Genomic DNA, 17,836 nt, shown 5'->3' on the forward strand with positions numbered 1-17,836 from the left:
CTACCGCGTAGCACGCGCCCGACACGAGGCGACTCAAACGCCGCCGCCCCGTGACCCCAGGCTTTCGGCGGAAATTATGCCGCTGACGCGGTACCTTCGTCGGTATCTGGCTTAGCGGACCGCTTGCGACACGTTCCCTACGTGGCGCAAGCTTTCGCCGCGTCCTGCGGCTCATCCGAAGCCAGCTACCTCCTCAGCATAATTTTTTACGCCTGACCACGGCAAAAACCGCGATACTTCTAGACTTGTGTATAAGGGACAGGATTAATTTGGGGGTATTTTTTTGTGCCTGCTATTTTGAGTCGAGCACCACGCCCTGCCTGATACCACTTTTCCGGCCACGTCGCTCTAACGCTGACAGGTAAAAGTCTTGCGATTGGCATTCCGTTGCGCCTATCATGCTGCCTCTATCGTAATCATTATCGTTCTCTTTTAGACTGACGATTACGGGAATAGTGAATTCTGCTCACCCCTTTCCTTCGGTGACATTACAAACCAAAAACGCTATGCAAAATCAAACTGTACTGCCTGATACCACCTTCAGACTGGACGACGTCAGCTTTTCTGTCGCCGGACGCACGTTGCTACACCCGCTCTCTATCACGTTCCCTGTCGGGAAAGTATGCGGTCTGATTGGGCATAACGGCTCGGGCAAATCGACCTTGCTCAAAATTCTGGGCCGTCACCAGCCCGCCAGCAGCGGAACCGCATTGCTGGGGGAACAGGCTACCGAAAGCTGGGATAGCAAATTATTCGCCCGTCAGGTGGCTTATTTACCGCAGCAGCTTCCCGCCGCCGAGGGGATGACCGTGCGTGAGCTGGTGGCCGTAGGGCGTTACCCGTGGCATGGCGCATTAGGCCGTTTCGGCAGCGCCGATCGGGAAAAGGTCGAAGAAGCCATCACGCTGGTAGGGCTGAAACCGTTCGCCAACCGTCTGGTGGATAGCCTGTCCGGCGGGGAACGGCAGCGAGCCTGGCTGGCGATGACGGTGGCGCAGGATAGCCGCTGTCTGTTACTGGATGAACCAACTTCCGCATTGGATATTGCCCATCAGGTTGAGGTGCTGGCGCTGATTCAGCGCATGAGCCGCGAGCGCGGCATCACCGTCATTGCGGTGCTGCATGATATCAATATGGCTGCCCGCTACTGCGATCATTTGGTGGCACTGCGCGGTGGCAAGATGATTGCACAGGGTGAGCCTGTCGCGCTGATGAAAGGGGATGTGCTCGAAAACATCTACGGCATTCCCATGGGCATTTTGCCTCATCCGGCTGGTGGCGCACCGGTCAGCTTCGTTTGTTAACTCGGTTTTTCTGCTCATGATGCCTGAACGTTTTTCTTCTCCATCCTCTCCCGATCCGCTACGCCGTCGTTTGCTGACGGCGCTGCTACTGTCGCCGCTGGTGTATTCGGCGGCGAGCAGAGGAGCCACGGCCACATTTCCCGATCTACACCGTATCGTGGCGCTGGAATGGTTGCCCGTTGAGCTGCTTCTGGCGTTAGGCATTACCCCCTTTGCGATCGCGGATAAACATAACTATAACCTGTGGGTGAAAGAGCCTGCGCTGCCTGACTCAGTGATTGATGTGGGGCTGCGTACCGAGCCGAATCTGGAGTTGCTGACGCAGATTCGTCCGTCCATGATTCTTTACTCTGAAGGCTACGGCCCTTCGGTCGCAAAAATGTCCCGCATCTCTCCTATGCTGGGCTTTGGCTTTAGCAGCGAACAGGGAAAACCGCTGACGGTGGCACAGTCCTCAGTCATGAAACTGGCTGATGCGCTAAATATGAAGGCGGCCGGGGAACGACACCTGACGGAACTGGCGCAGTTTCTCCAGCAGGAAAAAATCACCCTTCAACCCTATACCCAGCGGCCTCTGTTGCTGATCACGCTGGTCGACAGCCGCCATGTGCTGGTGATTGGCAAGAACAGTCTTTTTCAGGAAGTCATGGATCATATCGGGATAGAGAATGCCTGGCGTGGTGAAACCAGCTTCTGGGGCAGTACGATTGTGGGCATTGAAAGCCTGGCGGAAATTGGCGATGCCAACGTGCTCTGTTTTGAGCACGGTGATAGCGCCATCAGCGCGCAGCTTGATAAGAACCCGCTCTGGCAGGCGATGCCGTTTGTGCGTCAACAGCGTGTGCAGCGCGTGCCCGCTGTCTGGCTGTATGGCGGAACGCTCTCGGCGATGCGCTTTTGCCGCGTATTGAATCAGGCTCTGGAGGCGAGAAATCATGGCTAATCCTCTGTCTGTTGGTTCCTCACCCGCGCATCAACGCGTGAGTCATCCGCTGGTGCTGCCGGTGGTCGTGATTGGTTTTCTACTGATCGTGATTCTGGGGATGGGCAGCTACAATTTGCAGCAGCAATTACCGGCATCACAATGGGTTGAAGGGCTGACTCAGCCTGTCTTGAACAATATGCAACAGCTTCTGTTCCATTACAGTCTGTTGCCACGCATGGTGCTGGCACTGCTGATTGGCGCGGGGCTGGGGCTGTGCGGCGTGTTATTCCAGCAGGTCTTGCGTAATCCGCTGGCCGAGCCGTCAACGCTGGGGATCGCCACGGGGGCGCAGCTCGGGATCACGGTTGTCACGCTGTGGGCGCTGCCTGGTGGTGCATGGCTCCAGCAGGCCGCGGCTATGATTGGCGCGCTGGTGGTTGGTGCGTTAGTGTTTGGCGTCGCTTGGGGTAAGCGTTTATCGCCGGTGACGCTGATACTGGCGGGGCTGGTGCTGAGTTTCTACTGTAGCGCGGTCAATCAGCTGCTGGTGATCTTCCATCATGAGCAGCTTCAGGGCTTGTTCCTGTGGAGCAGCGGTGTACTGAGCCAGCAGGATTGGAGCAATGTACAGTTTGTGCTTCCGCGTCTTCTGGCGTGTTTCTGTCTGGCGCTGCTGTTGATTCGCCCGCTAACGCTGCTAGGGCTGGATGACGGCGTCGCGCGTAATCTGGGGCTTGGGCTGTCGCTGGCGCGTTTGAGCGCGCTTGGGTTGGGGATTTTCCTGTGTGCCCAGTTGGTGAATGCGGCGGGCATTATCGGTTTTATCGGCCTGTTTGCGCCGCTGCTGGCGAAAATGCTGGGCGCACGGCGGTTACTTCATCGTCTTTTATTAGCGCCGTTGCTCGGGGCGTTGCTGCTCGGCGTTGCCGATCAGGGCGTTATCTGGCTGAGCCGCGTGTGGCTTGACGTCCCAACGGGGGCCGCGACGGCGCTGATTGGCGCGCCGCTGTTACTGTGGCTGCTGCCGCGCCTGCGCAATAGCGGCCAGCCCGCGATGATCGACAGCAACAGCACGCCGACGGCTGAACGTCGCCTGTGGGGAGCGTGGCTGGTACTCGGCATCATGCTGCTGGGAATGGTCGTGATCGCGGCGCTGATGGTAGGGAAAGATGCCGAAGGCTGGCAGTGGGGCGGTGGCGATGTGCTAGCGCAGTTGCTCTCATGGCGCTGGCCGCGGGTACTGGCGGCGCTAACGGCCGGGGTGATGCTGGCGGTGGCGGGAACGTTAATACAGAAACTGACGGGCAACCCGATGGGAAGCCCGGAAGTGCTGGGGATTAGCTCCGGCGCGTCGTTTGGCGTCATTATTTTGCTGTTCTTCGTTCCCGGCAATGCGTTCGTGTGGTTGCTTCCGGCCGGTAGCGCGGGCGCGGCGTTAACGCTGCTGGTCATGGTGATTATTGCCGGACGCGGTGGTTTCTCCACGCAGCGTATGCTGCTGGCGGGGATCGCACTGAGTATGGCGTTCTCCACCGTGATTGCGCTGCTGTTGGCCAGTGGCGATCCACGCATGGGTACCGTGCTGACCTGGCTGTCGGGCTCAACCTATGCGGTCGAGCCGGCAGACGCAATACGCACGGCGGTGATTGCCGTTCTGCTGCTGTTGATTGTCCCGCTGTGCCAGCGCTGGTTGCGTATTCTGCCGCTTGGCGCCACGACGGCCAGATCGCTTGGCGTAGCTGTCACGCCAGTTCGTCTGCTGGTTTTGCTGTTGGCATCAGTGCTGACCGCAATGGCAACCCTGATGGTTGGGCCGATGAGTTTTGTCGGGTTAATGGCGCCTCACATGGCGCGGATGTTGGGCTTTAACCGCGTGTTGCCGCAAATCGCCAGTTCGGCATTGATTGGCGGCGCGCTGATGGTAATTGCGGACTGGTGCGGCCGAATGATCCTCTTTCCGGCACAGGTTCCGGCGGGGCTGCTCGCGACGTTTATCGGTGCGCCTTACTTTGTTTATCTGCTCCGCAAGCGGGTGAAATAACGGTAACGCAGGCTGAGGCGAGAAGAAAAAACCGCCTCAGCCGTGTGATTAGCGGGAGAGATTGATGGCTTCAGCCAGCATCCAGCATGTGGTGAGTAGCAGAGAGAACGCCATAATGCCGTTGAAGGCTTTCAGTTTCCACGGTTCCTGAAGATGTTTGCCGATGCGATCGCCGAGCGCTGCCCAGACTAAAACGCAGGGCAGATTGAGTGCCATAAAGGCGATGACCGTGGTGAAAAGGCCACCGCTGGCGGTATAAAGCAGCGCGATGTTGCTTGCCATTAGCCAGGTCTTCGGATTCACCGCTTGAAAGAGCGTCCCTTGCAGTGCAGTCATCGGCTGTACTCGCCCTTGTAGTTCCGGTGCCGATGAGCGCACGATTTTCCACGATAGCCACAGCAGATAGACGCACCCCAGCACGGTAAGAGGAAGGCGGATAACGCTCATCCAGCTCAGCAGAAGTTCCAGGGCCATACCCATCAGTGCCGTTTGTACCCCACAGCCAACGGTAATTCCCACCATCATCGGTAACGTACGGCGCAGGCCAAAATTGACGCCTGAGGTTGCCAGCAGCAGATTATTGGGTCCCGGCGTGATGGACATGACGGTGACGTAGCTGAAAAAAGAAGGGTCGAGCATGGTGTTATCCTGGTGATGGGGAAGAGCACTATAGTAGGCAGAAAAAAGAAATGGTTACAGATACACAAAACGATTATTGTAATGGGTACAAATTGCATTAATCGTTAACTGTACTCATCGGCTGGCGGGGGAACTGTGTCCATCATCGACTCACAAGAAAGTACGCTCTATCAACAGCTCGCGGAAACCTTCGCCACGGCGATTCATCAAGGGACGTTAGCGCCGGGAAGCCGCTTGCCTTCTATTCGTCGCGTCGCCGGATCGCATCAGGTGAGTGTCAACACGGTGTTGAATGCCTGGCGTATTCTCGAAGATCGCGGGTTGATCGAAGCGCGGCCGCAGTCGGGCTATTTTGTGCGAGGTCGTCTGCCGTCGCTGACGGAAAGTAAGCCGCATCGTGCGCAGGTGATTGTGCCGGGCAGTGAGAAACTGGATCTGATTGATACCGTGTTTGCTGCCCAGACACACCCGGATTACACCAACATTTCTTTAGCATGCCCACAGCATGCCGATTTCTATCCGACCGAAAAGATCAGCCGTATTACCGCGTCCTTGCTGCGGCGGCAGCCCGACCTGATTGGTCGCTATGCGTTACCGCCGGGCAGTGAGCGACTGCGGCGCGAAGTGGCGCGGCGAGCCATGGATTTGGGCATGACATTGACTCGTGAAGACATCACGATCACCCACGGCTGTATGGAGGCGCTACAGCTGGCATTGCGCACGGTGACGCAGCCGGGCGACTGTGTCGGGCTGGAAACGCCAACCTACTTTTATCTCTTTCCTCTGCTGGCCAGTCTGGGATTGAAAACGGTGGAGATTCCCACCGATCCACAACGTGGCCTCGCGCTGGATGCGCTGGAGCTGTTGCTGTCAGAAGGGCGGCTACAGGCGATTATCGCGATGCCGAATGCCCAGAATCCGCTGGGGTGCAGTATGACGCTGGCGGATAAAAAGCGGCTGGCAAAGCTGGTGAATGATTATCAGGTTCCGCTTATTGAGGATGGGTTATACAGCGAACTGCAGTTTATCTGGCCGCTGTCGCCGACGGTAAAAGCCTTCGATCGCGAAGGCTGGGTGATTTACTGCTCCAGCTTTACGAAAACGCTGGCACCGGATTTTCGCATTGGCTGGATGGCGTCAGGCCGTTTCCGTGCCAAAGTGGCGCGGCTGAAAGCGGTCTCGTCAATGGCGGAATCGGCGCTGCTATCGGAAACGCTGGCACAGTTTCTGGAGTCCGGCGGTTACGATCACCATCTGCGTACGCTGCGCCGTCGCTATGCCGCACAGATGGATGAGGCGCGTGGGTTGATTGCCCGACATTTCCCGCAGGGGACACGCGCGACGCAGCCACAGGGCGGTTTTGTCTTCTGGCTGGAATTACCGGGTGGGGTGGATGGTGTTGAATTGTTCCATCGCCTGCTGCAAGAGCAGATTTGCGTCACGCCCGGCGAGCTTTACACGCTGAGCGGTCGCTGTAAGCACGGGCTTCGGCTCTCGTGCTGCTACCCATTTGATGAACGCTACACGTATGCGCTTAAGCGCGCAGGGGCGCTGGCGTGTGAGATGAGCGGTATCGGGCCGGGTAGCGCAACGTAGTCTTATCCTTATGAACATAGCCTTATGGCGTGCCGTTTCGTCCCCAGGTCAGGTAGCCTGTGCGTTCGCTTAAGCGCTCATAGTAGGCGCGGACGGCGGGATAGTCCGTGTGCTCCAGCGGCGTTTCATACCAGCGGTTTACCGATAGCCCGATGGGAATATCGGCCAGCGTAAACGCTTCTCCTGCAACGTAGTGACCGGTTCGCTCCAGCTGCTGATTTAAAATGCCCATGGTGCGTGACCAAAGATTGCAGGAGGCTGCCAGCAGTTGCGGATCCTGATGGGCGGGAGACTGGCGCACCAGCGACATAAAGGCGTAACGCCATGAAGGATTGAGCTCGTTGGCCTGCCAGTCTATCCATTGATCGATCGAAGCACGGCTGCGTGGATCCTGCGGGTAAAGCCAGGCTCCGTCCTTCGCGTTGGCGAGGTAACGTATAATCGCGTTTGATTCCCACATGACAAAATCGTCATCCTGAATCACCGGTATCATGGCATTAGGGTTGAGCGCCAGAAATGTCGGTGACTGCGGTGACTGATAGCCTTCACCCCAGTCTTCGCGGTGAAAGGGAATCGCCAACTCATCGCACAGCCACAGCACTTTCCGAACGTTGATCGACGACGTGCGTCCTAGAATCTTTAACATAATCTCTCCGCTATTTTCAGGAACATAGAGTTACTCATAACCAATTTGAGACGGCTTGTCATTCTCAAACGAGAACACTCCTGAAAAAAGTAGGGGCGGAGGAGAAGAGGGGAATGCGACGGCGTCAGCGTTAGTGAATGACGCCGTCGAGATACGCTTTTACAGGCGTGAGAAGCAGAGCTGCGCGGCTTCGATGGTGCGTTCGATGTCCTGTGGCGTATGCGCCAGCGACATAAAGCCCGCTTCAAAAGCGGATGGAGCGAGATAAACCCCTTCTTCCAGCATCATGTGGAAGAACAGCTTAAAGCGCTCGACGTCGCACTTCATCACATCCTGATAGCAGGTGACGCTCTCGGCATCCGTGAAGAACAGACCAAACATACCACCCGCCTGATTCACGACTAGCGGAATATTTTCGGCTTTCGCGGCAGCCAGCAGGCCTTCTGCCAGCTGATTGGTCAACGCGGTGAGTTTTTCATGGACACCGGGTTTCGCGACTTCCGTCAAACAGGCAAAGCCTGCCGCCATAGCAATCGGGTTGCCGGACAGTGTTCCCGCCTGATAAACCGGACCGGTCGGTGCCAGCGCCTGCATGACTTCACGCTTGCCGCCGAATGCGCCAACTGGCATGCCGCCGCCGATGATTTTCCCCAGACAGGTCAGATCCGGCACCACGCCGTAGTGCGACTGTGCACCTGCCAGCGCGACACGGAAGCCGGTCATCACTTCATCAATGATGAACAAGGCACCAAATTCGTCGCACAGGGCACGCAGGCCGGGAAGGAAATCTGGCAACGGTGGAACGCAGTTCATGTTACCCGCAACGGGTTCGACAATGATTGCAGCGATCTCGTCAGGGTATTGCTCAAATGCGGCACGAACGGATGACAGATCGTTATAGACGCAGGTCAGCGTGTGCCGGGCGAAATCGGCTGGAACGCCGGGGGAATTAGGTTGGCCCAGCGTCAGCGCGCCGGAGCCGGCTTTCACCAGCAGGCAGTCGGCATGGCCGTGGTAGCAGCCTTCAAATTTGATGATTTTATCGCGGCCCGTGTAACCACGCGCCAGACGGATCGCGCTCATGGTGGCTTCTGTGCCGGAGTTGACCATCCGCACCATATCCATGCTGGGCACCAGCGAGGTCACCAGACGCGCCATCTGCACTTCCATCTCTGTCGGCGCGCCAAAGCTCAGGCCGCGTTCTGCGGCCGCGATCACCGCATCACGAATCGCTGGATGATTATGCCCCAGCACCATTGGACCCCACGAACCCACGTAATCAATGTACGCTTGCTCGTCAGCATCGTAGAGATAAGCGCCATCAGCCCGTTCGATGAACAGCGGGGTACCACCGACGCCGTTAAAAGCACGAACGGGTGAGTTCACTCCGCCGGGAATAAGTTGCTGTGCCGCAGCATACAGGCTTTCAGATTTGTTCATTACGCGGTCCTGACTGGTCTTGATCGTAAAATGTAGGGGTATTCTAATGAACTGACGGCCGTTATGAAATCGCTGTTCAGCAGATGCGGGTCTCTTTGTCTTCTGTTCTGGTCAAATAGGCAGTTTTATCCTTAAGGGGTAACATAGTGGCTCTTATTTCTCTTTTTTGGTTATGACCATTGTGATCAGACTTTCTGCTCCCGTTTCTTCTGCGGCGGAGCGCCGTGCTGCCATCGCACAATTTATGCGGCGCGATAAAACCCCCGCGTTGATTCTTCTGCTGGCGGCGATAGTAGGAACGTTAACCGGGTTAGTCGGCGTGGCATTTGAACGTACGGTGAACTGGGTTATACAACAGCGAATGGCACTCTTGGCGCATTTTCCTGAAAGCGGGGTGAGCTGGCTTGTTGCTGCGGCGGTATCAGCTGTTCTCGTGGTGTGGGGATATTTTCTGGTTCGGCGATTCGCTCCAGAAGCGGGTGGGTCGGGGATTCCTGAGATTGAGGGCGCGTTAGAAGAACTCAGACCGGTACGCTGGTGGCGCGTATTGCCCGTTAAGTTTTTTGGCGGTATTGGCACGCTCGGGTCGGGAATGGTGCTGGGGCGAGAAGGGCCGACGGTACAGCTGGGGGGAAATATCGGTGGTATGGTTGCGGATATGTTGCCCAAAAGGCAGCAGGACGGGCGCCACTCATTGCTTGCTACTGGCGCGGCGGCCGGGCTATCCGCTGCCTTTAATGCGCCGCTGGCCGGAATACTTTTTATCATTGAGGAAATGCGGCCTCAGTTCCGCTATAGCCTCATCTCGATTAAAGCGGTCTTCATCGGCGTCATTATGTCGAGCATCGTATTTCGTCTCTTCAACGGCGAACAGGCTGTGATCGATATAGGGCAATTGCCTTCTGCACCGCTCAAGACGCTGTGGTTATATTTGGTGCTTGGGATTATTTTTGGCGTCGTCGGTGTGGTGTTTAATGCCTTGGTTTTACGTACTCAGGCGCTATTTTTGGCCTTCCACGGTAAGCAGATGTCTCGCTTCCTGCTGGTTGGCGCACTGGCGGGCGGCCTCTGTGGCGTGCTGTCTGTCGTTTTTCATGAAGCAACCGGAGGCGGATTTACGCTTATCCCCCTTGCGGCGGCGGAGCATTACAGCATTGGTATGCTTTTTGGGATCTTTATGATCCGCGTCTTTATGACGCTGCTTTGTTTCGGATCGGGCGCGCCAGGGGGGATTTTTGCACCGATGTTGGCGTTGGGAACGCTGCTCGGGGCTGCGTTTGGTATGGTGGCCAGCCAGTTGTTTCCTGATTATGCCATTGGAGCAAGTACATTTGCTGTGGCGGGGATGGGAGCGCTGTTTGCGGCATCGGTTCGTGCTCCGCTCACCGGCATCGTTCTGGTGTTGGAAATGACTGACAACTACCAGTTGATCTTACCCATGATCGTGACGTGTTTGGGCGCGACACTGTTGGCGCAGTTTCTGGGAGGAAAGCCGTTATATTCTTCTATTCTGGCGAGGACGCTGCAGCGGCAGGCATTGGCTGAGCAGGAGCAGCAGATTATTTCAACAATTTCTGTCAAATCTTGAACGTTTTCGCAGACTGCCGGATAATAAGCATATGAATATGGGTTTATCACCTGATAAGCCCTGAGTTGGGAGTAAAAATATGAGCGACGATATAGCAGCACTGCCTCTGCAATTTACCGATGCAGCGGCAAGCAAGGTGAAAAACCTGATTGCTGATGAAGAAAACCCAGAGCTGAAACTGCGTGTGTACATCACGGGCGGCGGCTGTAGCGGCTTCCAGTATGGTTTTACCTTTGATGATCAAATCAACGACGGCGATATGACCATTGAGAAGCAAGGGGTGTCGCTGGTGGTTGACCCGATGAGCCTGCAATATCTGGTTGGCGGTGCGGTGGATTATACCGAAGGGCTGGAAGGTTCTCGCTTTGTCGTGACGAATCCGAATGCGAAATCCACCTGCGGCTGTGGTTCCTCTTTCAGCGTCTGATCCTGCATTGCGGTTATTGACCGACTGAAAAATAAAAACCGTGTCTTGTTGCCGAGACACGGTTTTTTTATAGCAGACATTTTTTATAGCAGACAGTAAGTCAATTATAGGGAGTGTTAAAAAACACGTCCCCTATTTTTACTGTGATTACCATTCGACTGTAATCAGACGCGTTTCCGTACCTTGTGCGGTTTTTGTCGCAGAAGTCGAAAATTTTGCCTGATCGACCTGAATACGTGACTCAGTAATTTTAGGTTGTGGTACAGAGGCTAGGTTACATTTCATTTGATATTGACCGGATTGAGGCGTTACGCCGCACGCCGGTAGTATCGTCAGTTGAGCATTAATTTGCCCACCCTGACTCCCTGCATATGCCGTGCTACAGGCCGCCATCAGTAAGCCCGCGTAAAGCAACGCATTTTTCATAGTTAAAGCTACCTGGTGTTAAAGGAACCGATGTCGGTTCAAAGTTTTCTCATTTCGTGTTGCTTTGGCTTTATCGCCGGGTGGTAATCAACACCATGAATGATGCTTATAATTCCACCGTTGCGCTCAGATTATCGGCAAATATTGGCGAAATAAAAGCCTGCTAGTGTTACAACTTGTATACTAATGAAGTTATTGTTATCAGAGCGATTTCACCGTGTTAATTAACAATCACTTCGCTGACGAAAACGTGGGTCTTAACTCTGCCAATTGAGAACAAATTTGCCGGGCTGCCAATAGCAAACGAGGGCCACTACGGCTAAACCAGTCTTCATTGACAGTAATGACCGGCACCGCTAATTGCGGTTGCCAAAACGCCTGCACGCTGGAAGTTCTATCTGGCGCTCCACCGACAATAATGGCCTGTGGCTGCCGCCTTAACACCTGTTCACGGCTAACTTGCGGCCAGGGCACCGGACTGTCGCTAAAGATATTTTCTGCGCCGCACAGTGAAACGATTTGGCTTTGCAGCGTCGCTTGCGAAGAGGTAAACAGCGGCTGAGTTCCGAATTGAATGAATACCCGCAGCGGAGCAGCGTGTGCCGCGTTTTTCCTCTCGCTGGCGCGCTGTAGCCTGCTTATTTCCTGCTGAAAATCTGTCGCAGCCCGTTCGGCTTGCTCTGGATGGCGGCTATAGGTCGCCAACTGCCGCAATGATGCGGGAATATCGTCTAACGTTTTCGCATCCAGATAAACGATGGGTATCGAGAAATTGGCGAGTTGTTCCAGCGGGCGCTGCGGGTTACCCTCGCGCCACGCCAGAATCAGATCGGGCTTGAGGGCGAGGATCCGCTCCAGGTTGATTCCCTGCCAGGAAGCCACTTGTTCCAGCTTTTTCGCTTCTGGCGGATAATCTGACCAGGCGCTAACCGCAATCAGCTGTTCGCCCATGCCAGCCGCATAGGCCATTTCCGTCGCGTGTGGCGCGAGGCTAATGACACGCTGCGGAATGGCATAAGCGGCGGTGCAGAGCAGTAGCCCGGTCAGCCAGCAGAAGAACCTGACTGTCACGATTAGCGTGCGGCCAGCTTAGCCAGAATCGCTTCCACCATCCGCGTTGACTGCTGTGCCGCAACGCTCAGGAATTCATCGAAACTCAAGTGTGATTCTTTATCGGCCACATCAGAAATGGCGCGCACAACCACAAACGGCACTGCGAACTGGTGGCAGACATGGGCGATTGCTGTCGCTTCCATTTCTACCGCAATCGCCTTTGGGAAGGTCGTGCGAATACGGGCTAATGGTTCTGCGCCGTTAATGAAGGCATCACCGCTGACAACCAGACCGCGCACGGCGTTCAGCTGTAAATCGGCAATGGTTTCCTGTGCCAGCGCGATGAGCTTGTCATCGGCGGGGAAAGCGGCAGGGCAGCCCGCCATCTGGCCGGGCTCATAGCCAAAGGCTGTGACGTCAGCATCGTGGTAGCGTACTTCATCGGAAACGACGATATCGCCCACGTTCAAGGTTGGCGCCAATCCGCCAGCGGAACCGGTGTTAATGACGACATCTGGCTTGCTGTGCTCCAGCAGCAGCGTGGTGCCGAGCGCGGCGGAAACTTTGCCGATACCGGATTTCAGCAGGGCGACATCTACGCCATTGATTTGTCCGGTGTAGATTTCGCAACCCGCACGCTGGAAGGTCTGATGGTTTTCAATCCGATCGCGCAGCAGCGTTACTTCTTGTTCCATCGCGCCGATAATACCGACTTTCATAAGGTTCCCCGCAAATTCTGTTATAAATGGAAGGCGTATACCTAATGCTGGTCACTGAAGTCCCATTTTAGGGGAAACACAGGGAGAGGTTCCCGCAGGGATGCCTCCCCCTGTGGTCGCACCGTGTATCTCGATCGTTAAATGACCAGCATTAGGTGTATATCGCGGACGTTAGTCTATCATGGCTAGCGGGAGGAGATGGAGTGTCCATCATTGTGCTGTAGCGGGATGATAGGGAGAACCGTATGTCTGATATCGATTTCGCCAAAAAAATGAGCTTTCAGCGACATTTCAGCCGACCTAAAACGGCTGATAATGGCTATGCGATTGTGCGCCAGTTTGAGAGCGATCGTGGTCGTATTATTAACTCCGCCGCCATCCGCCGCTTACAGCAAAAAACGCAGGTCTTTCCGCTGGAACGTAACGCAGCTGTCCGTTCCCGTCTGACCCATTCGATGGAAGTTCAGCAGGTGGGGCGCTATATCGCCAAAGATATTTTGCACCGCCTGCAAGCCGATGGACGGCTGGCGTCGCTGGGTCTGGAAGACAGACAAACGCCGTTTGAAAGCATGGTCGAAATGGCGTGTTTGATGCATGACATCGGCAATCCGCCGTTTGGGCATTTTGGCGAATCTGCGATTAACCAATGGTTCAGAAAATTGCTGGATAGCCATTATCTGGACAATGCATCCCCGGAACGTGTCGATGATTGTAAAGTTCCTACACTGCGGATGCAGCAGGATGGGCTGGACGAATTGCGTGGGCAAATCCGACAGGATCTGAGTCACTTTGAAGGCAACGCACAGGCGATCAGGCTGGTACACACGTTGCTGAAGCTCAATCTGACCTACGGGCAAGTTGCCTGTATTTTGAAATATACCCGTCCCGCATATTGGCACGGCGAACTGCCGGCGGATTACCACTATTTGATGAAGAAGCCGGGCTACTATCTGGCAGAAGAAGCGTTTGTCGCCAGACTGCGTGAAGAGCTGGATATGGGCGAATTTCATCGTCATCCGCTGAGCTACATCATGGAAGCAGCGGATGATGTTTCCTACTGTATTGCGGATCTGGAAGATGCCGTTGAGAAAGAGATTCTCACGATTGAAGAACTGTACGGCCTGTTGCGTGAAAATTGGGGAGAAGGAACGGAGAAAGACATTTTCGCCAAGACGATTGAACATGCCTACAAAGAGCGTGAACGTTTAAAATGGCGTAGTCACGACGATCAGTTCTTCATGAATCTTCGCGTTAATACCGTGCAGCAGATGGTGCCGCATGCCGCGAAGCGTTTTATCGATAACCTGCCAGCGATCTATGCCGGATCGTTTAATCAGGCGTTGCTTGAGGACGACAGCCCGCAGAATCACCTGCTAGGCATTTTCAAACACGTCGCCTTAAAGCACGTTTTTAACCATCATGAGGTTGAACAGCTGGAGCTACAGGGAGATCGCGTGATTCGCGGCCTGCTGGATATTTACAGCCCGCTGCTTGAGATGCCCTATCAGGATTTCAGCCAGCTTGTCCTCGATGATACGCACAGGCGCTATCCGATTGAAACGCGGCTTTATCACAAGCTGTCCAGCAAGCACTGTCTGGCCTATTGCGAAGCGGTTGCCGCGTTGGAAGCCTTACCCGAAAACGAGCGAATCGTCCGTGAGTATTACTATCGGGCGCGTCTGATTCAGGATTACATCAGCGGTATGACGGATTTGTACGCTTACGACGAATACCGCAAGCTGATGGCGGCAGATTAGCGATGAACAGACGGCAATGGAAATCGCGAGTTTTGTAAAGCCGTTCAATATTTCCTTACGCTTCACGATCTTCCCCTCGGGAACATTGTTGGTCCATATTTATCTCATACAGCACGACCACTGAGTGTACCCGGTGTCGGGTACACGGGCCGTAAGACTCGCGTGTTGATTACTATGAGACATACTCCTATGAAAAGAAAATCACTGGTTCTGAGTGCGCTGGCGTTAAGTCTGGCGATGGCGATGGGCTCCACCACGGCGAATGCGGCTGAGTCAGCGGCGTCTGCCGCGTCATCGGGTCAACTCCCTAGCCTGGCCCCTATGCTGGAAACGGTCATGCCTTCCGTGGTGAGCATCTACGTGGAAGGGCATACCACCAATGCGGGCAATGCGGGAAAAGAAGGTATCCCCCCGCAGCTTCAGCCATTTTTTGGTGAAAACTCGCCTTTCTGCCAGGACGGATCGCCGTTCCAGTCATCGCCGATGTGTCAGGGAGAAGGGGACGATGATGGCAGCGGCCAACAGCAACCAAAACAGGAAAACTTCCAGGCGCTGGGTGCGGGTGTCGTGATTAATGCGGAGAAAGGCTATGTGGTGACCAACAGCCATGTGGTGGATAACGCTGATAAGATTCAGGTTCGACTCAGCGATGGCCGCAAGTATGACGGCAAAGTGTTAGGCAAAGACCCGCGTTCAGATATCGCACTGGTGCAGTTGAAAGACTTCAAAAATCTGACGGCTATCAAGGTTGCAGATTCCGACCAGTTGCGGGTCGGTGACTATACGGTGGCGATTGGTAACCCGTATGGCCTGGGCGAAACGGCGACATCAGGCATTGTGTCTGCGCTGGGGCGTAGCGGGTTGAATATTGAAAACTACGAGAACTTTATTCAGACCGATGCGGCGATCAACCGAGGGAATTCCGGTGGGGCGCTGGTGAACCTGAATGGAGAGCTGGTTGGCCTGAATACCGCGATTCTTGCCCCAGATGGCGGCAATATCGGGATTGGTTTTGCTATCCCCAGCAATATGGTGAAAAGCGTCGTGGCACAAATTGTCGAATTTGGCGAAGTGAAGCGCGGCGAGCTGGGTATTACCGGGACGGAGCTGAACTCCGAACTGGCGCAGGCGATGAAGGTCGATGCACAGCGCGGTGCGTTTGTGAGTCAGGTTCGGCCGAAGTCGGCAGCCGATGAGGCGGGCATCAAGGCGGGCGATGTGATCGTCACGCTGAATGGTAAGGCGGTCAGCAGCTTCTCTGCACTGCGTGCGCAGGTTGGCTCGCTGCCGGTGGGCAGCAAAGTGGCACTTGGGCTGCTGCGTGAGGGTAAACCGCTGACGGTTGAGGTGACGCTGCAACAGAGCAATCAGGCTCAGGTAGCTTCCGGTAATCTCTACTCTGGCATTGAAGGTGCCGAGCTGAGCAATACGCAGGTGGACGGCGCAAAAGGCGTCAAGGTGGATAACGTTAAACCCGGTTCCGCGGCGGCTAAAATTGGCCTGAAGAAGGACGACATTATTCTGGGGGTTAACCAACAGCCGGTACAGAATATTGGCGAACTGCGTAAAATTCTGGACAGTAAACCCGCCGTTCTGGCCTTGAACGTTCGTCGCGGTGAAAGCACGATTTATCTACTGGCTCAGTAATCGAATTGTTCAGAGTTTAAGTTAATAATTACCTTTTAAGACAAGTTGTTACGTTGCTTATCTGGCCGGGTACTCAGGTGATCGGCCACTTCTCGCCTCTCTATGAAAGTGCTTTTGTGAGTTCTTCCACAGATTTAACCTAATTCCCGTTTCTTTGTTAATTTGCACAATGTGTGGCGCACCGTGTGGCGGTATGCTGGTGCAATTGTCAATGTTCCTCTCAGAGGTAAAAATGGCGTCGTATCATCTCAATGCCAAGATGGCACAGGATATTGTCGCGCGAACCATGCAGATCATTGATAGCAATATCAACGTGATGGATGCTCGCGGTAAGATTATCGGCAGTGGCGATCAGGAACGATTGGGGGAGTTGCACGAAGGAGCGCTGCTGGCGCTCTCGCAGGGACGGGTCGTCGATATTGATGACGCTGTGGCGCGCCACCTGCACGGCGTGCGTCCGGGCATCAATTTACCTTTGCGCATCGACGGTGAAATCGTTGGCGTCATCGGCCTGACGGGGAACCCCAGCCAGCTACGGCAATACGGCGAACTGGTCTGCATGACGGCGGAAATGATGCTGGAACAGGCGAGGCTGCTGCATATGCTGGCGCAGGATAGCCGCCTGCGTGAAGAGCTGGTACTGAACCTGATTCGCACCGACGACCTTTCTCCCGCCCTCATGGAGTGGGCGCAGCGCTTAGGTATCGATCTGAATAAGCCACGCGTCGCGGCGGTGATCGAGGTGGACAGCGGGCAGCTTGGGGTGGATTCCGCCATGGCGGAACTACAGCAGTTGCAGACGCTGCTGACCACGCCGGAACGTGACAACCTGATCGCTATCGTTTCGCTGACGGAAATGGTGGTGCTAAAACCGGCGTTGAACAGCCACGGGCGCTGGGATGCAGAAGAACACCGGCGTCGAGTGGACACGCTGATGTCGCGCATGGCGGAAAGCAGCCGGCTGCGGGTGCGGCTGGCGCTGGGGAACTATTTTGCCGGCCCCGGCAGTATTGCGCGTTCTTACCGCACGGCGCGCACGACCATGAGCGTGGGCAAACAGCGTATGCCCGCTCAGCGCTGTTATTACTATCAGGATCTGATGCTGCCCGTACTGCTGGATAGCCTGCGCGGCGGCTGGCAGGCAAACGAGCTGGTGCGGCCACTCTCAAAGCTTAAAGCAATGGACGGCAATGGTCTGCTGCGTCGGACTCTGGGGGCTTGGTTCCGTAATAACGTTCAGCCCGGTGCGACGGCGAAAGCGCTGTTTATTCACCGTAATACGCTAGAGTATCGTCTCAACCGCATCTCCGAGCTGACGGGGTTAGATCTGGGGAATTTCGACGATCGTTTGCTGCTGTACGTGGCTTTGCAACTTGATGAAGAAGAATAGAGCAGAAAGGTGCCTGCCTGCTTAAGGCTATACTTCTGAGTCTATCCTCTTCCCGTATTACCTGATGCCGCACGGCATCAGGGTTACCTCATATCCCGTCGTAAAAATATTTCCGCTGCAATAAAATTGCTTAGATTGAAAACTATTACATAACCATTAACAATATAACGCGATAGCATAAATTATCGCGAAACAATATTTTTGCCCCCTCCCTATATCCACTATTGTCACTTCCATG

At 55.0% G+C, this 17,836-nt stretch carries 15 protein-coding genes; 9 read left to right on the forward strand and 6 right to left on the reverse strand.

Annotated elements, in window-relative coordinates; all coding sequences use genetic code 11:
* Positions 1-506 precede the first annotated feature (506 nt).
* Genes fhuC through fhuB form a run of 3 tightly spaced genes read left to right on the forward strand, consistent with a single transcriptional unit; the run spans position 507 to position 4,270 of the window.
* Positions 507-1,304 (forward strand): Fe3+-hydroxamate ABC transporter ATP-binding protein FhuC, encoded by a 798-nt coding sequence (fhuC, locus tag R9X49_RS22610; protein ID WP_319850510.1) that lies wholly within the window; start codon positions 507-509, stop codon positions 1,302-1,304.
* Between the two features lie 16 nt (positions 1,305-1,320).
* On the forward strand, positions 1,321-2,247 hold the full coding sequence (gene fhuD / locus R9X49_RS22615) for a Fe(3+)-hydroxamate ABC transporter substrate-binding protein FhuD (RefSeq protein WP_319850511.1): 927 nt from the start codon (positions 1,321-1,323) through the stop codon (positions 2,245-2,247).
* The gene (gene fhuB / locus R9X49_RS22620) at positions 2,240-4,270 is read left to right on the forward strand and encodes a Fe(3+)-hydroxamate ABC transporter permease FhuB (protein WP_319850512.1); all 2,031 of its coding nucleotides are present in this window, start codon (positions 2,240-2,242) and stop codon (positions 4,268-4,270) included. Before fhuD ends, fhuB begins: the two co-directional genes overlap by 8 nt.
* Positions 4,271-4,318: 48 nt before the next feature.
* Here the strand turns inward: fhuB and R9X49_RS22625 are convergent, their stop codons facing one another.
* Entirely contained in the window at positions 4,319-4,909 is a 591-nt protein-coding gene (locus R9X49_RS22625; protein ID WP_319850513.1) for a LysE family translocator, read from the reverse strand.
* A 135-nt stretch (positions 4,910-5,044) separates the two neighbouring features.
* On the opposite strand from R9X49_RS22625, the gene R9X49_RS22630 reads away from it, so the two are divergent.
* Positions 5,045-6,505, forward strand: coding sequence for a PLP-dependent aminotransferase family protein (locus tag R9X49_RS22630; RefSeq protein WP_319850514.1), 1,461 nt, complete (start codon positions 5,045-5,047; stop codon positions 6,503-6,505).
* Between the two features lie 22 nt (positions 6,506-6,527).
* On the opposite strand, the gene R9X49_RS22635 is transcribed toward R9X49_RS22630, so the two are convergent.
* Together R9X49_RS22635 and hemL are read right to left on the reverse strand one after the other, a co-directional pair.
* Complete coding sequence (locus R9X49_RS22635) at positions 6,528-7,151, reverse strand: glutathione S-transferase (RefSeq protein WP_319850515.1); 624 nt, start codon at positions 7,149-7,151, stop codon at positions 6,528-6,530.
* 159 nt (positions 7,152-7,310) lie between these two features.
* On the reverse strand, positions 7,311-8,591 hold the full coding sequence (hemL, locus tag R9X49_RS22640) for a glutamate-1-semialdehyde 2,1-aminomutase (RefSeq protein ID WP_319850516.1): 1,281 nt from the start codon (positions 8,589-8,591) through the stop codon (positions 7,311-7,313).
* A 172-nt stretch (positions 8,592-8,763) separates the two neighbouring features.
* On the opposite strand from hemL, the gene clcA reads away from it, so the two are divergent.
* Positions 8,764-10,179, forward strand: coding sequence for a H(+)/Cl(-) exchange transporter ClcA (gene clcA / locus R9X49_RS22645; RefSeq protein WP_319850517.1), 1,416 nt, complete (start codon positions 8,764-8,766; stop codon positions 10,177-10,179).
* 79 nt (positions 10,180-10,258) lie between these two features.
* Positions 10,259-10,606: an iron-sulfur cluster insertion protein ErpA gene (gene erpA / locus R9X49_RS22650; RefSeq protein ID WP_015841270.1), complete on the forward strand. Its 348-nt coding sequence runs from the start codon at positions 10,259-10,261 to the stop codon at positions 10,604-10,606.
* Positions 10,607-10,753: 147 nt separating this feature from the next.
* Here the strand turns inward: erpA and R9X49_RS22655 are convergent, their stop codons facing one another.
* From R9X49_RS22655 to mtnN, 3 genes are all read right to left on the reverse strand, one after another.
* Positions 10,754-11,032 carry a hypothetical protein gene (locus R9X49_RS22655; RefSeq protein WP_319850518.1) on the reverse strand — a complete coding sequence of 93 codons (279 nt, stop codon included), beginning with the start codon at positions 11,030-11,032 and terminating at the stop codon, positions 10,754-10,756.
* Between the two features lie 231 nt (positions 11,033-11,263).
* Positions 11,264-12,103, reverse strand: coding sequence for a vitamin B12 ABC transporter substrate-binding protein BtuF (btuF, locus tag R9X49_RS22660; RefSeq protein WP_319850519.1), 840 nt, complete (start codon positions 12,101-12,103; stop codon positions 11,264-11,266).
* 2 nt (positions 12,104-12,105) lie between these two features.
* Positions 12,106-12,804 carry a 5'-methylthioadenosine/S-adenosylhomocysteine nucleosidase gene (mtnN, locus tag R9X49_RS22665; RefSeq protein ID WP_319850520.1) on the reverse strand — a complete coding sequence of 233 codons (699 nt, stop codon included), beginning with the start codon at positions 12,802-12,804 and terminating at the stop codon, positions 12,106-12,108.
* Positions 12,805-13,049: 245 nt separating this feature from the next.
* Here mtnN and dgt point away from each other — a divergent pair, with 245 nt between their 5' ends.
* From dgt to R9X49_RS22680, 3 genes are all read left to right on the forward strand, one after another.
* Positions 13,050-14,561 carry a dGTPase gene (dgt, locus tag R9X49_RS22670; protein WP_319850521.1) on the forward strand — a complete coding sequence of 504 codons (1,512 nt, stop codon included), beginning with the start codon at positions 13,050-13,052 and terminating at the stop codon, positions 14,559-14,561.
* A gap of 189 nt (positions 14,562-14,750) precedes the next feature.
* Entirely contained in the window at positions 14,751-16,208 is a 1,458-nt protein-coding gene (degP, locus tag R9X49_RS22675) for a serine endoprotease DegP (RefSeq protein WP_319850522.1), read from the forward strand.
* 232 nt (positions 16,209-16,440) lie between these two features.
* Positions 16,441-17,598 (forward strand): CdaR family transcriptional regulator, encoded by a 1,158-nt coding sequence (locus R9X49_RS22680; protein WP_039360836.1) that lies wholly within the window; start codon positions 16,441-16,443, stop codon positions 17,596-17,598.
* Positions 17,599-17,836 lie beyond the last annotated feature (238 nt).

The organism is Pectobacterium carotovorum (assembly GCF_033898505.1).
GTDB classification, from domain to species: Bacteria; Pseudomonadota; Gammaproteobacteria; order Enterobacterales; family Enterobacteriaceae; genus Pectobacterium; species Pectobacterium carotovorum_J.

Bases quoted from the DNA above. Each gene is read 5' to 3' on its own strand.
- fhuC (WP_319850510.1), top strand. From the start codon at position 507: ATGCAAAATCAAACTGTACTGCCTGATACCACCTTCAGACTGGACGAC.
- fhuD (WP_319850511.1), top strand. From the start codon at position 1,321: ATGATGCCTGAACGTTTTTCTTCTCCATCCTCTCCCGATCCGCTACGC.
- fhuB (WP_319850512.1), top strand. From the start codon at position 2,240: ATGGCTAATCCTCTGTCTGTTGGTTCCTCACCCGCGCATCAACGCGTG.
- R9X49_RS22625 (WP_319850513.1), bottom strand. From the start codon at position 4,909: ATGCTCGACCCTTCTTTTTTCAGCTACGTCACCGTCATGTCCATCACG.
- R9X49_RS22635 (WP_319850515.1), bottom strand. From the start codon at position 7,151: ATGTTAAAGATTCTAGGACGCACGTCGTCGATCAACGTTCGGAAAGTG.
- hemL (WP_319850516.1), bottom strand. From the start codon at position 8,591: ATGAACAAATCTGAAAGCCTGTATGCTGCGGCACAGCAACTTATTCCC.
- clcA (WP_319850517.1), top strand. From the start codon at position 8,764: ATGACCATTGTGATCAGACTTTCTGCTCCCGTTTCTTCTGCGGCGGAG.
- erpA (WP_015841270.1), top strand. From the start codon at position 10,259: ATGAGCGACGATATAGCAGCACTGCCTCTGCAATTTACCGATGCAGCG.
- R9X49_RS22655 (WP_319850518.1), bottom strand. From the start codon at position 11,032: ATGAAAAATGCGTTGCTTTACGCGGGCTTACTGATGGCGGCCTGTAGC.
- mtnN (WP_319850520.1), bottom strand. From the start codon at position 12,804: ATGAAAGTCGGTATTATCGGCGCGATGGAACAAGAAGTAACGCTGCTG.
- dgt (WP_319850521.1), top strand. From the start codon at position 13,050: ATGTCTGATATCGATTTCGCCAAAAAAATGAGCTTTCAGCGACATTTC.
- degP (WP_319850522.1), top strand. From the start codon at position 14,751: ATGAAAAGAAAATCACTGGTTCTGAGTGCGCTGGCGTTAAGTCTGGCG.
- R9X49_RS22680 (WP_039360836.1), top strand. From the start codon at position 16,441: ATGGCGTCGTATCATCTCAATGCCAAGATGGCACAGGATATTGTCGCG.